We start from the raw sequence: 13,203 nt of genomic DNA, 5'->3' as shown, positions 1-13,203 counted from the left end.
GCCGAGGGGGCGTGGGGGAGTGGGCCGGGAGGGGGCGCAGGGCGTCAATTACGCTGGAACCGCACCTCATCCAGAACCCGGAGCACCTTTTACGTGAACGAGCCGCAGCGTCGTCGCCCCCGCAAGCCCGCCAAGCCGTACCGGCGGCCCAAGAAGGACCCCGTGCGGATCCTCGCCTTCGAGGCGCTGCGGGCGGTGGACGAGCGGGACGCGTACGCCAACCTCGTGCTGCCGCCGCTGCTGCGCAAGGCCCGCGAGAAGGAGGGGCCCGAGAACTTCGACGGCCGGGACGCGGCGCTCGCCACCGAGCTCGTGTACGGGACGCTCCGCCGGCAGGGCACGTACGACGCGATCATCGCGGCCTGCGTGGACCGGCCGCTGCGTGAGGTCGACCCGCCGGTCCTCGACGTACTGAGCCTGGGCGCGCACCAGTTGCTGGGCACCCGCATCCCCACGCACGCCGCGGTGTCCGCGACCGTGGAGCTGGCGCGGGTCGTGCTGGGCGACGGGCGGGCGAAGTTCGTCAACGCCGTCCTGCGGAAGATCGCCGCCGACGACCTCGACGGCTGGCTGGAGCGGGTCGCTCCGCCGTACGACGAGGACCCCGAGGACCACTTGGCGGTCGTGCACTCGCACCCGCGCTGGGTCGTCTCCGCGCTGTGGGACTCGCTCGGCGGCGGGCGGGCCGGGATCGAGGACCTGCTGGAGGCCGACAACGAGCGGCCCGAGGTCACCCTCGTCGCCCGCCCCGGCCGGATCACCGCCGACGAACTGCTCGACGGGCTCGGCGAGGACTCCGCGCTGCCCGGCCGCTGGTCGCCGTACGCGGTGCGGCTGACCGAGGGCGGCGAGCCGGGGGCGATCGACCCGGTGCGCGAGGGGCGGGCCGGTGTGCAGGACGAGGGCAGCCAACTGGTGGCGCTCGCGCTCGCGGGCGCGCCCCTCGAAGGCTCCGACCGGCGCTGGCTCGACGGCTGCGCCGGGCCCGGCGGCAAGGCCGCGATGCTGGCGGGCCTCGCCTCGCAGCGCGGGGCGACGCTGCTCGCCTCCGAGAAGCAGCCGCACCGCGCGCAGCTGGTCGAGCGGGCGCTCACGGGCAACCCCGGCCCGTACCAGGTGATCGCCGCCGACGGTACGCGGCCGCCGTGGCTGCCCGGCTCGTTCGACCGGGTCCTGATGGACGTGCCCTGCACCGGACTCGGCGCGCTCCGCCGCCGCCCGGAGGCCCGCTGGCGCCGCCGGCCCGAGGACCTGGACGGCTTCGCGCCACTCCAACGCGCCCTGCTCCAGGAGGCGTTGAAGGCGGTACGTGTCGGCGGCGTCGTCGGCTACGCGACCTGCTCGCCGCACCTCGCGGAGACCCGCGCCGTGGTCGACGACGTCCTCAAGCGGCACGGCGGCGCCGAACTCGTCGACGCCCGCCCGCTGTTGCCCGACGTCCCCGCCCTCGGCGACGGCCCCGACATCCAGCTCTGGCCGCACCTGCACGGCACGGACGCGATGTACCTCGCCCTGCTGCGCCGCACGGCCTGACGCCGCTACTGCCCGTACGGGTTCGGCCCCTGCGGCTGCCCGTACGGCGCAGGCCCGCCGGGGTGCTGCGGCCGGCCGGGCTGCCCCTGCGGCGGCATCGGCGCACCCCCGCCCTGCGGCGGCATCGGCTGCTGCTGCCCGCCGGGCATCCCGGGGTACGGCTGCTGGTACGGCGGCTGCTGCCCGCCGGGCTGCGGGCCCGGGGCCCAGCCCGGCTGGACGGCCGGCGGGGCCGCCTGCCTGCGGTTGCGCAGGGCGATCGCCCCGACGACGCCGGCCCCCACCAGGGCCAGAGTGAACAGCACGACCACGACCAGGATGCCCAGCATCCGCACACCACCTCTTCGACGGAACCGGGGCCGGCGCCCTACGGCGCTGCGGCCCGCAGCGACCCTACAAGGAAGGCCCCAACTGCCCCGTCGGCGGCCTGCGGAGGAGGGCCGGTGCACGGTACACCGACAGCAACCCCGCTCCGGCATGGCAGGCTTGGGGCATGGCAGTTCAGATCAATCCCAGCATCCTGTCCGCGGACTTCGCGCGGCTCGCCGACGAGGCCGAGGCCGTGCGCGGCGCCGACTGGCTCCACGTCGACGTGATGGACAACCACTTCGTGCCGAATCTGACGCTGGGCGTGCCCATCGTGGAGTCGCTGAGCAAGGCGACGAGCACGCCGCTCGACTGCCATCTGATGATCGAGGACCCGGACCGCTGGGCCCCGCAGTACGTGGAGGCGGGCGCCGGCTCGGTGACCTTCCACGCCGAGGCCGCCGCCGCCCCCGTACGGCTGGCGCGGGAGATCCGGGCCAAGGGCGCGCGGGCCTCGATGGCGCTGAAGCCGGCGACGCCGATCGAGCCGTACGAGGATCTGCTGCCCGAGCTCGACATGCTGCTGATCATGACCGTGGAGCCCGGCTTCGGCGGCCAGGCCTTCCTGGACATCATGCTGCCGAAGATCCGCAGGACCCGTGAGCTGATCTCCAAGCACGGCCTGGAGCTGTGGCTGCAGGTCGACGGCGGCGTCGCGGAGTCCACGATCGAGCGGTGCGCGGAGGCGGGCGCCGACGTGTTCGTGGCGGGCTCCGCGGTGTACGGCAAGGACGACCCGGCGGCAGCCGTGGCCGCCCTGCGGGCCAAGGCCGAGGACGCGACCGCCGCGGCGGCCTGGGCCTGCGCCCACTGAACCACCACGGGGGGCGGACTCGGCGACGTGTGTGCCACCGGCAGATGAACGGCGACCAGCGGGACTGATCAACTGTCGCCGCATCTGCAAGGATGAGCGGAAAGCCGATGAGTGAACTTGTGAACGCAGTCGTGTGAAACAACAGCATGTGAGCAGCAGACTGGGTACGGAGGCCGTCCGAGCGGCGGGGACCGTACGCGGCAGTGCTTGTGAACAGCAGTGAGGAGAGCGCCGTGACTGGCATGTCAGCGGGGAGGCCGGCCCTGCGGATGGGACCCGCTGAGCTGGTGCAGGCGGCGGCGATGGCCCGCCGCTTCTATCTCGAGGGCAAGTCCAAGATCCAGATCGCGGAGGAGTTCGGCGTCAGCCGCTTCAAGGTCGCGAGGGTCCTGGAGACCGCCCTCGAGCGGGATCTCGTACGGATCGAGATCCGCGTACCCGCCGAGTTGGACGCCGAGCGCTCCGACCGGCTGCGGGCCCGTTACGGCCTGCGCCACGCAGTCGTCGTGGAGTCCCCGGCGCAGGCCGTCGAGGAGTCGCCCGACCCGGAGAACCTCGGCGAGGTCGCCGCCGACCTGCTCGGCGAGCTGGTCACCGAGGGAGATGTGCTCGGCCTCGCCTGGGGCCGTTCCACCATCCACATGGCGGCCGCGCTCAGCAGCCTGCCGCCGTGCACGGTGGTCCAGCTGACCGGTGTGTACGACGCGGGCACCGCCGAGCGCGGCAGCGTCGAGGCCGTCCGCCGGGCCGCGCAGGTCTCCGGCGGCGAGGCGCACCCGATCTACGCGCCGATGCTGCTGCCCGACTCGGCGACCGCCGCCGCGCTGCGCAACCAGACCGGCATCGCCCGCGCCTTCGAGTACTTCGACAAGGTCACCGTCGCCTGTGTGTCCATCGGCTCCTGGGAGCCGGGCATCTCGACGGTGCACGACATGCTCACCGACGAGGAGCGCGCGCACTACGCCTCGCTCGGCGTCGCCGCCGAGATGTCCGCGCACCTCTTCGACGCCGAGGGCCGCCGCGTCGGCCGTGACCTGGGCGAGCGCTGCATCACCGTCGAGGCCGACCGGCTGCGCCGCATCCCCGAGGTCGTGGCGATCGCGGGCGGGCAGCGGAAGGCGGCGGCGATCGACGCGGTGCTGCGCTCCGGCCTCGTCACCAGCCTGGTCACGGACACCGCGGCCGCCGACCAGCTCCTGGAGATGGGCCCGGCTCCGCGCCCGGCCCTGGACCGGGCCGACCCCGACGGCCCCTGACCGGGCGCCCCCAGACAAGCAGGAACCTTTTCCCGTACGAGTGCTCAGGCGAAGGCTCGTACGACCGTGACCGCTCAACCGGCTCGCGCGGCGCTCCCGCCGTGCGGGCCGTAGACGCGGTGGGCGTTCTCCGCGCCGATCAGCCGGGCCACCCGGTCCGCGTCCGTGCGCGACCAGGCGCCCGCGGCGACCCAGTCCGCCGTGAGCGCGTCCAGGGCCTCGCGGAACAGGCGGGCGCCGACGACGTACAGCTCGGGCAGGCCGTAGGCGTCCGTGGAGAACAGGAGCTTGCCGAACGGGGTGAGTTCGAGGGCCTCGGCGAGCACGGCCCGCGCGCGGGTGCCCGTGTGGGTGAGGGAGAGGCCGACGTCCGCGTACACATGCGGGTGGACGTGCGCCAGATACCCGGCCGAGCGGTGGTACGGGTAGCCGTGCAGCAGGACGACCGGGCAGCCGGTGGGGCGCAGGGCGTGCAGCAGGTCGCTGAGGAGCAGTGGGTCGGCGTCCTGGAGGCGCAGGTCGGGGTCGCCGAAACCGGTGTGCAGCTGGAGGGGCAGGCCGGTGCGCGCGGCCGACCGGATCAGCAGGCGGTGCAGCACCGGGTCGGTGAGGCGGTCGCCGGGGCGGCGCCCGTCCAGCCAGGCGGCGGCCGCGCGCAGGGTCTCCTCGCGGGTGGGCTCGGCGGGATCGAGGCGCAGGCCGTGGCGGTACGCGGCGACCGACTTGAAGCCCGCGGCCGTGCCCGCCGCCGTACGGATCGCCGTGTCCAGGGCGGCGAGGAAGTGCTCGGCGTCGTCGCCGCCCGTGTCCGCCGTGCGCTCGGCGAGCGTCTCCAGGCGGACGATCTCGCGGGCCCTGTCCCCGTCGAGCCCCGCGAGCGCGGCCAGCTCCGCCGGTCCCGTGAGGTCGCCCGCAAGGCCGGTGTCGACCAGGAACTCCCCGATCCTGGCGCCCCGCAACAGCCGCTCGCCGACCTCCCGTACGCCGAGCTCGGCGCGCCGGTCCAGGTAGTCCTGCGGCGGGCAGTGCGCGGGCAGGCCGAGCAGCGGCGGGCACAACCGCCTTACGGCGAAGCCGAGTTGGGTGTCGAAGAACGTCGTGCCCGGCGCCGCCGGCAGGTCGGACTCGGTGAGCAGCGACTCGAACGTCGGGCGGTCGGCGGGGGAGCGGAGGACGCCGTGGCAGTGCTGGTCGACCAGCTGGAGCTGCCCGGCGGCCATCAGTAGCGCTCCCTGGTCGCGGCGGCCAGCTCCTCCGGCGAGTGGTCGGCGAACAGCTCGGCCTCCGCCGCGCGCACCGCCGCGAACGCCTCGAACAGCTCGTCGCCCATCGCCTCGCGCAGCAGCGCCGAGCCGCGGAACAGCTCCAGGGAGTCCGGCAGCGACCTCGGCAGCCGCGGCAGGCCCTGGTCCACCGGGTCGCCCGAGACCGGGTCCGGCAGGGCGTCGTCCGAGTCCAGGGCGGCCAGGCCCGCGGCGATCACCGAGCCGACGACGAGATACGGATTGGCCGCCGGGTCGAAGCACTTCAGCTCGGCGTTGGCGGCGGCCGGGTCGTCCGGGGCGCCGGTGATGAAACGGAGCGCGGCTTCCCGGTTCTCCAGGCCCCAGCAGCGGAACGGCGCCGACCAGCGCGAGGGCTGGAGTCGCAGATGGCTCGCGGGCGAGGGAGCGCCCACGGCGAGCAGCTCCGGGAGGGCCGCGAGCACCCCGGCGAGGAAGGACTCCGCGCGCCGGGTCATCCCGAACGGGCCGTCGCCGCCCGCGCACAGGTTCCGCCCGTCCTCCCACAGGCTCAGGTGCAGATGCCGCCCGTTGCCCACCGAACCGGGCGCGACGGCCGGGCCGAACGCGGGCGTCAGACCGTGCGCCAGGGACACCGCCCGGACCGTCTCCCGTACCAGGACCGCCTCGTCCGCCGCGCCCACCGGGTCGGACGGCGCCACCGACACCTCGAACTGGCCCGGCGCGTACTCGGGGTGCAGCTGCAGCACGTCGAGGCCCTGCGCGGCGAACGCGGTCAGCAGGTCGCCGGTGTACGCGGACAGCTCGACCATGCGCGTCATCCCGTACGCGGGGCCGGTCGCGGCCGGGGCGCCGTCGCGGGTGACGACCCACTCCGTCTCGAAGCCCATCCGCAGCTCCAGGCCGCGTTCGGCGGCGCGGTCGGTCATGCGGCGGGCGAAGTGGCGCTGGCAGCCGGGGTAGCGGCGGCCGTCCTGCTCGAAGCGGTCGACCGGCGCCCAGGCCCAACCGGGCTGCGCCGCAAGGGGCGTGAGCCGGTCCAGGTCGGGCACGAGCCGCAGATCGCCGTCGGGCCCGCCGGTGTACCGGCTGGAGGTCAGGGAGTCGTCGACCAGGTAGATGTCGAAGACGGGCGACATGCCGACGCCCCGTTCGGCGGCCTGCCCGAGCCGGGCGAGCGGCACGGCCTTGACGCGGGCGAGGCCCGCGTTGTCGACCCAGGTCAGGGCCACCCCGTGCACGCCGCGCGCGGCGAGCCGGGTGACCAGCGGTTCGGTGGACCGGCCGACGTGCGGGGCCTGAGGGGTCTCGGATGAGCTGTCCATGGGGTACGCGCTACCCAGCCGCGGGGCGTCGGGCACGTCGGCTGGGCCGGTCGGGTGTGCCGTCGTACGCCCAACTCCCTTGTGTCTGCGGGGTGTTCACGGGCGGTGCCGTTCACTCCTGTGGGCGCCGCTGGAGCAGGCCGACGACCGTCTCCACCGTGTCGGCCTCGGCGGCCGGCTTGTCCTCGCGGTAGCGGACGACCCGCGCGAAGCGCAGCGTGACGCCCTCCGGGTAGCGGGACGAGCGCTGCACCCCGTCGAACGCCACCTCCACGACCAGCTCCGGCCGCACCCGCACCACCCAGTCCGCCTCGCCCACGTGCTCCTCGGCCGGTACGGCCAGCTCCTGGAGGCGCTCCGTCTGCCAGTCGAGCAGGGCGTCGGTCAGGCCCTTGAAGGTCTTGCCGAGCATCGCGAACGTGCCGTCCGCCCGCCGCGCCCCCAGATGCAGGTTGGACAGCTTGCCGGTGCGCCGCCCGTGCCCCCACTCCGCGGCGAGGACCACCAGGTCGAGGGTGTGCACCGGCTTCACCTTGACCCACGACGCACCCCTGCGGCCCGCGCTGTACGGGGCGTCCAGGCCCTTGACGACCACGCCCTCGTGCCCGCGCGCCAGCGCGTCCGCCGCGAACTCCCGGGCCCGCGCCCGCAGTTCGGGCCGCGTCGGGTCCTCCACCGCGAGCCGGCGCACCCGGCGCGGCGCGGGCGCGACCCGGGCCAGCTCGGCGTGCCGCTCCCGGGCGGGCAGGTCGAGCAGATCGCGGCCGTCGACCGCGAGCAGGTCGAAGAAGACCGGGTACAGCGGCAGCGAGGCCTGCGCGCCCGCCACGTCGAGGCGCGAGCCGACCCGGCCCGCGATGTCCTGGAACGCCCTCGGCCGCCCCTCGTCGTCGAGCGCGATCACCTCCCCGTCGAGCACGGCCCGCGGTGACGCCAACTCGTGGGCCGCGGCCACGACTTCGGGCAGGCGGCCGGTGATCTCGTCCAGGGTGCGGGTGAAGATCCGTACGTCGTCGCCGTCGCGGTGCACCTGGACGCGGATGCCGTCCAGCTTCTCCTCGACCGCGCACGGGCCGAGCGTGTCCAGGGCCTCGTCCACGTCCCGCGCGGTCTTCGCCAGCATCGGCAGCACCGGACGGCCCACGTCCAGGCGGAACGTGTCGAGCGCCGCCGCCCCGTCGGCGACCAGGGCACGGGCCACCACGTCGAGCCGGCCCGCCAGCATCACGGCGCGGCGGACCGCCTCCACGTCCACGCCGGTCGCCGCCGCGAGGCCCTCGACGGCGAGCGCGTCCAGGGCGCCCTGCCGCAGCTCGCCGCCCAACAGGCCGAAGAGGAACCGCTGTTCGTCCGCCGTGGCCGCGGCGAGCAGCTCGTGTACGAGGCGTTTGCGTTCGCCCTGCGCGCCCTTGCCGGCGAGGACGGCGATCCGGTCGAAGGCGGCGTCCAGGTCCCGTACCTCGATCGTCGGCTCCTCGGCCGGGGGCGGCGGGTCCTTGAACGTGGCCCAGCCGACGCCGATGCGGCGCTGCGGCAGCCGGCCGGACAGATAGCTGACGACGAGCGGCGCCTCGTCCGGGGTCGTCGCGGCGAACAGCTCGGCGAGCAGGGCGCGCTTGCGGGAGCGCATCGTGGTGGCGGCGAGCTCCCGGGAGGTTCTGGCCAGGTCGGCTAGCAGCATGCGTTCATCGTCGCCCTTTTCGCCCCGCCCCGCCCGTTCCCCAAGGCCTCCGGCGATGTTCTTCGGCTGCTGCGCCGTCGTGGTCGCTCGCGCAGTTCCCCGCGCCCCTTTCGGGGTGCTGTGGCAGCATCGGCGCATGATCGGGCCTCTTCGTCGTCAGGCGTTCGCCGTGTTGCTCGGCTGCCTCTCGCTGCTGCTCGGCGTCGCGCTCGCGGGCTGTACGTCGACGGCCCGCAGTGGTGTCGAGCAGGCCGCCACCCCCGGCTGGGCCCGCGGCATGGGCACCGTGCCCGTCGCCGAGCTGCCCGCCGAGGCCCGCGAGACGCTGCGCCTGATCGACGACGGCGGGCCCTTCCCGTACGAGAAGGACGGCAGCACCTTCGGGAACTTCGAGGGGGAGCTGCCCCGGCAGCCGCGCGGGCACTACCGGGAGTACACCGTCCGTACGCCCGGCGAGGACGACCGCGGCGCCCGGCGGCTGGTCACCGGCCGGGACGGCGAGATCTACTACACCGACGACCACTACCAGACCTTCAAGGCGGTCCTACGATGACGGAGCACACCCCCGGCCCCCTCGCCGAACTGCTCGGCGCCGCCCGCAGCGCCGAGCTGCCCGCCGTCGTCCTCGGGCTCGGCGGCATCACCGACAAGGCCGCGTTCATGGAGCGCTGCGCCCGGGACCTGGACCTGCCGAACTGGTTCGGGCGGAACTGGGACGCCCTCGCCGACTCCCTCTCCGAACTGCCGCGCGGCACCCTGCTCGTGGTCCGCGGCTGGCGGGACTACGCGACCGCCAGGCCCGAGGAGTGGGCCGTCGCGCAGGACGTGCTGACCGAGTCGGCGGGGGAGCGGCTCAGCGTGCTCCTCGCCCTGGAGCCCGCGAGCTGAGTCGCACGCCCAAGCCGTGCTTGGAGGATCCGACGGGCGGGACCGCCCGGCCCTGGAGGATCTGCCCCGGGATCAGGAGGTGTCTGTCGTGGGAGAATGAAGTACGTGCGTTTTCCCTCGGCTGACCTGCGCGAGGGTCACCTCCGAACGACTGGATGTTCAGCACGTGCGTTTCCTCAATGACATCAAGCCGCCGTACGACCTGACGTACGACGATGTGTTCATGGTGCCGAGCCGCTCCGCCGTGGGCTCCCGGCAGGGCGTCGACCTCTCCGCCCCGGACGGCACGGGCACGACGATCCCGCTGGTCGTCGCCAACATGACCGCGATCGCCGGGCGGCGCATGGCCGAGACGGTGGCCCGCCGCGGCGGCCTCGTCGTCATCCCTCAGGACATCCCGATCGAGGTCGTCACCGAGGTCATCTCCTGGGTCAAGACCCGGCACCACGTCCTGGACACCCCGATCACGCTCGCCCCGACGCAGACCGTCGCGGACGCCCTGCAGCTGCTGCACAAGCGCGCGCACGGCGCCGGTGTCGTCGTCGACGGCGAGAACCGCCCGGTCGGCGTCGTCACCGAGTCCGACCTGAGCGGCGTCGACCGCTTCACCCAGCTCTCCGAGGTCATGTCGAAGGAGTTGCTGCTCATCGACGCCGACATCGACCCGCGCGAGGCCTTCAACAAGCTGGACGCCGGCCACCGCAAGCTCGCCCCCGCCGTGGACAAGGACGGCAAGCTCGTCGGCATCCTCACCCGCAAGGGCGCCCTGCGCGCGACGCTCTACACCCCGGCCGTCGACGCCGACGGCAAGCTCCGCATCGCCGCCGCCGTCGGCATCAACGGCGACGTGGCGGGCAAGGCGCAGCAGCTGCTCGACGCGGGTGTGGACACCCTCGTCATCGACACCGCGCACGGCCACCAGGAGTCGATGATCGAGGCGATCCGCAAGGTGCGCGCGCTCGACCCGCAGGTGCCGATCGTCGCGGGCAACATCGTCGCCGCCGAGGGCGTCAAGGACCTCGTCGAGGCCGGCGCCGACATCATCAAGGTCGGCGTGGGCCCCGGCGCCATGTGCACCACGCGCATGATGACCGGCGTCGGCCGCCCGCAGTTCTCCGCCGTCCTGGAGTGCGCCGCCGAGGCGAAGAAGTACGGCAAGCACGTCTGGGCCGACGGCGGCGTCCGGCACCCGCGCGACGTCGCCATGGCGCTCGCCGCCGGCGCGTCCAACGTCATGATCGGCTCCTGGTTCGCCGGGACGTACGAGTCGCCGGGCGACCTCCAGCAGACCGCCGACGGCCGGCAGTACAAGGAGTCGTTCGGCATGGCCTCGGCCCGCGCCGTGCGCAACCGCACCAGCGAGGAGTCGGCGTACGACCGGGCCCGCAAGGCGCTCTTCGAGGAGGGCATCTCGACCTCGCGGATGTTCCTCGACCCGGCCCGCCCCGGCGTCGAGGACCTGATCGACTCGATCATCGCGGGCGTCCGCTCCTCCTGCACGTACGCGGGCGCGGGCTCGCTCGCCGAGTTCGAGGAGAAGGCCGTCGTCGGCATCCAGTCCGCCGCCGGTTACGCGGAGGGCAAGCCGCTGCACGCCAGCTGGCAGTGACCTCGTAGAACGCCGCGCGGAACGCCTCCCGCAGGGCCCCGATCGTCTTCGGACGGTCGGGGCCTTCGTGCGTCCGCGGCGCTTTCCCGACACCGCCCCCGATGTGGCAATGGTCACTTTCGTGCAGCGATCGAAAGGGGATGTGCAACGAACTCCCGTATTTTTCGGGCGTACGCAAGGATCTTGCCCCGATGCGCAAGGTTGCTTCATTACGCAAGTGAAGCTGTTCGCCCTAATGTCATCCGCTGTACTTCGTCTGGCGGTGACCGCCTGCTCGGTGGTCAGCCCTCGACGGGCGCCGCCGCGGTCGCTGCCGTTCTCCCCGCAGCGATGAAGGAGCCTCCCGTGCTCGACCAAGGCGCAGCCCCGCCGACGCAGCAACCGCAGCGGCCGACCCCGATGGGCCGGCTGATGCGCCGCAAGCCCGTAGAACTGCTGGTCGCCGAGGGTGGCAAGGGCGAGGGCGGCACGCTGAAGCGCTCCCTCTCCATGTGGCAGCTGACCATGATCAGCATCGGTGCGACCCTCGGCACCGGCATCTTCGTGGTCCTCGGCGAGGCCGTCCCGGCCGCCGGACCGGCCGTCACGCTCTCCTTCGTGATCGCCGGCCTCACCGCCCTCTTCTCGGCCCTCTCCTACGCCGAGCTGGCGGGCACGATCCCGGTCTCCGGGTCCTCGTACTCGTATGCGTACGCAACGATGGGCGAGCTCGTCGCCTGGGTCTGCGGCTGGTGTCTGGTCCTGGAGTACGGCGTCTCCGTCGCGGCGGTCGCCGTCGGCTGGGGCGAGTACCTCAACGAACTGCTCGCCGGCACCATCGGCTGGACCATCCCCGACGCGTTCTCCGCGCCGCCCGGCGACGGCGGGATCTTCAACCTGCCGGCGCTGATCGTCGTCCTGCTCGCCATGGTGTTCCTGCTCGGCGGCGCCAAGGAGTCGGCGCGCGCCAACACGATCATGGTCGTGGTGAAGATCGCCGCGCTGCTGCTGTTCTGCGCCATCGGCATCCAGGGCTTCAAGTCCGGCAACTACGCCGACTTCATGCCGCTCGGCATGGCCGGGGTCAGCGCCGCCGGCGCCACCCTGTTCTTCTCGTACATCGGCTTCGACGCCGCCTCCACCGCCGGTGAGGAGGCCAAGGACCCGCAGCGGGACCTGCCGCGCGCGATCATGCTGTCGCTCGTCATCGTCACCGCGCTGTACGTCCTCGTCGCCGCCGTCGCCGTCGGCGCCCGCCCCTGGGAGGGCTTCACCGACTCGGAGGCCGCGCTCGCCGGGATCATGAAGGACGTCACCGGCCAGACCTTCTGGGGCACCGTCCTCGCCGCCGGTGCCGTCATCGCCATCGCCAGCGTCGTCCTGACCGTGCTGTACGGCCAGACCCGCATCCTCTTCGCGATGTCCCGCGACGGGCTCGTGCCCAAGGCGTTCTCCAAGGTCAGCACGCGCACCGGCACGCCCCGCGTGAACACCGTGATCGTCTCGCTGTTCTGCGGTGTGCTCGCCGCGGCCATCCCGCTCGGCGAGCTGGCCAACGCCACCAGCATCGGCACGCTCTTCGCGTTCGCCCTGGTCAACGTCGCCGTGATCGTGCTGCGCCGCACCCGCCCGGAGATGCGCCGGACGTTCCGGGTGCCGCTCTCGCCGCTGTTCCCGCTGGTCGGCTTCGGGTTCTGCGTCTGGATGATGCTCAGCCTCGACGCGATCACCTGGGCGGTCTTCGGCGTGTGGATGGCCGTCGGGCTCGTGATCTACTTCGGTTACGGCCAGCGCCGCTCCCGCCTCCAGACCGAGGGCGCCGACGCGGCCGTCGCCCTCACCAAGGAATCCGGCCAGGAGAAGTGAACCGCCCGCCGTGCTGAACGAACTCGACGAACGAATCGTGCACGCCCTCGCCGAGGACGCCCGCCGCTCCTACGCGGACATCGGGCAGATCGTCGGCCTGTCCGCGCCCGCCGTGAAGCGGCGCGTGGACCGGCTGCGCGCGACCGGGGCCATCACGGGCTTCACCGTCCGCGTGGACCCGGCCGCGCTCGGCTGGGAGACCGAGGGGTTCATCGAGATCTACTGCCGGCGGAACACCTCGCCCGAGGCCATCAAGCGGGGCCTCGAGCGGTATCCGGAGATCGCGGCGGCGTCCACCGTCACCGGTGAGGCGGATGCGCTCGTGCAGGTCTTCGCGTCCGACATGCGGCACTTCGAGCGGGTGCTCGAGCGGATCGCCGGTGAGCATTTCGTGGAGCGTACGAAGTCCGTGCTGGTGCTTTCGCCGTTGATGCGCCGCTTCACGTCGGGCGCCCCGACGTAGGCCTCCCGGTCGCCTCTGGCCCGCCCCTGCTGAGCGCTGCTCGGTGGGGGCGGGCCTTTCTTCTTCCCCACCCCGCCCCTTCCCGAAAGTCCTGCGGACAGCCCCGGGGCTCCGCCCCGGACCCCGCTCCTCAAACGCCGGAGGGGCTGGATGGTGCGGGTGGGGCCGGTGTGTGCCCC

12 protein-coding genes are annotated in these 13,203 nt (G+C 73.3%); 8 read left to right on the top strand and 4 right to left on the bottom strand.

What is annotated here, in order from left to right:
- Nucleotides 1-93 precede the first annotated feature (93 nt).
- Nucleotides 94-1,533, top strand: coding sequence for an RsmB/NOP family class I SAM-dependent RNA methyltransferase (locus ACIDOF_RS05875; protein ID WP_409004611.1), 1,440 nt, complete (start codon nucleotides 94-96; stop codon nucleotides 1,531-1,533).
- A 5-nt stretch (nucleotides 1,534-1,538) separates the two neighbouring features.
- Here ACIDOF_RS05875 and ACIDOF_RS05870 read toward each other — a convergent pair whose 3' ends face one another.
- A complete protein-coding gene (locus ACIDOF_RS05870) occupies nucleotides 1,539-1,862 on the bottom strand; it encodes a hypothetical protein (RefSeq protein ID WP_409004610.1) in 324 nt (107 codons plus the stop codon).
- A 164-nt stretch (nucleotides 1,863-2,026) separates the two neighbouring features.
- On the opposite strand from ACIDOF_RS05870, the gene rpe reads away from it, so the two are divergent.
- Nucleotides 2,027-2,713 carry a ribulose-phosphate 3-epimerase gene (gene rpe, locus ACIDOF_RS05865; RefSeq protein WP_409004608.1) on the top strand — a complete coding sequence of 229 codons (687 nt, stop codon included), beginning with the start codon at nucleotides 2,027-2,029 and terminating at the stop codon, nucleotides 2,711-2,713.
- Between the two features lie 209 nt (nucleotides 2,714-2,922).
- Nucleotides 2,923-3,969 carry a sugar-binding transcriptional regulator gene (locus ACIDOF_RS05860; RefSeq protein WP_409004607.1) on the top strand — a complete coding sequence of 349 codons (1,047 nt, stop codon included), beginning with the start codon at nucleotides 2,923-2,925 and terminating at the stop codon, nucleotides 3,967-3,969.
- Between the two features lie 74 nt (nucleotides 3,970-4,043).
- On the opposite strand, the gene ACIDOF_RS05855 is transcribed toward ACIDOF_RS05860, so the two are convergent.
- From ACIDOF_RS05855 to ACIDOF_RS05845, 3 genes are all read right to left on the bottom strand, one after another.
- Nucleotides 4,044-5,189, bottom strand: coding sequence for an amidohydrolase family protein (locus ACIDOF_RS05855; protein WP_409004606.1), 1,146 nt, complete (start codon nucleotides 5,187-5,189; stop codon nucleotides 4,044-4,046).
- Nucleotides 5,189-6,538, bottom strand: coding sequence for a glutamine synthetase (locus tag ACIDOF_RS05850; RefSeq protein ID WP_409004605.1), 1,350 nt, complete (start codon nucleotides 6,536-6,538; stop codon nucleotides 5,189-5,191). Before ACIDOF_RS05850 ends, ACIDOF_RS05855 begins: the two co-directional genes overlap by 1 nt.
- Nucleotides 6,539-6,650: 112 nt before the next feature.
- Nucleotides 6,651-8,219: an ATP-dependent DNA ligase gene (locus ACIDOF_RS05845; protein ID WP_409004604.1), complete on the bottom strand. Its 1,569-nt coding sequence runs from the start codon at nucleotides 8,217-8,219 to the stop codon at nucleotides 6,651-6,653.
- Nucleotides 8,220-8,355: 136 nt separating this feature from the next.
- On the opposite strand from ACIDOF_RS05845, the gene ACIDOF_RS05840 reads away from it, so the two are divergent.
- The 5 genes from ACIDOF_RS05840 to ACIDOF_RS05820 all read left to right on the top strand — a co-directional run bounded on the left by ACIDOF_RS05840 (nucleotide 8,356) and on the right by ACIDOF_RS05820 (nucleotide 13,024).
- Complete coding sequence (locus tag ACIDOF_RS05840) at nucleotides 8,356-8,772, top strand: ribonuclease domain-containing protein (protein ID WP_409004603.1); 417 nt, start codon at nucleotides 8,356-8,358, stop codon at nucleotides 8,770-8,772.
- Nucleotides 8,769-9,107, top strand: coding sequence for a barstar family protein (locus ACIDOF_RS05835; RefSeq protein ID WP_409004602.1), 339 nt, complete (start codon nucleotides 8,769-8,771; stop codon nucleotides 9,105-9,107). The genes ACIDOF_RS05840 and ACIDOF_RS05835 overlap by 4 nt, the downstream gene beginning before the upstream one ends.
- Nucleotides 9,108-9,273: 166 nt before the next feature.
- Complete coding sequence (locus ACIDOF_RS05830) at nucleotides 9,274-10,716, top strand: GuaB1 family IMP dehydrogenase-related protein (protein ID WP_409004600.1); 1,443 nt, start codon at nucleotides 9,274-9,276, stop codon at nucleotides 10,714-10,716.
- A gap of 345 nt (nucleotides 10,717-11,061) precedes the next feature.
- On the top strand, nucleotides 11,062-12,561 hold the full coding sequence (locus tag ACIDOF_RS05825; protein ID WP_409004599.1) for an amino acid permease: 1,500 nt from the start codon (nucleotides 11,062-11,064) through the stop codon (nucleotides 12,559-12,561).
- A gap of 10 nt (nucleotides 12,562-12,571) precedes the next feature.
- Complete coding sequence (locus tag ACIDOF_RS05820; RefSeq protein ID WP_409004598.1) at nucleotides 12,572-13,024, top strand: Lrp/AsnC family transcriptional regulator; 453 nt, start codon at nucleotides 12,572-12,574, stop codon at nucleotides 13,022-13,024.
- Nucleotides 13,025-13,203: the final 179 nt, after the last annotated feature.

The organism is Streptomyces sp. Da 82-17, from assembly GCF_046098215.1.
Lineage (GTDB): Bacteria > Actinomycetota > Actinomycetes > Streptomycetales > Streptomycetaceae > Streptomyces.
The sequence above is the reverse complement of the archived record's forward strand: the minus strand, read 5'-3'. Positions and strand labels throughout refer to the sequence as shown.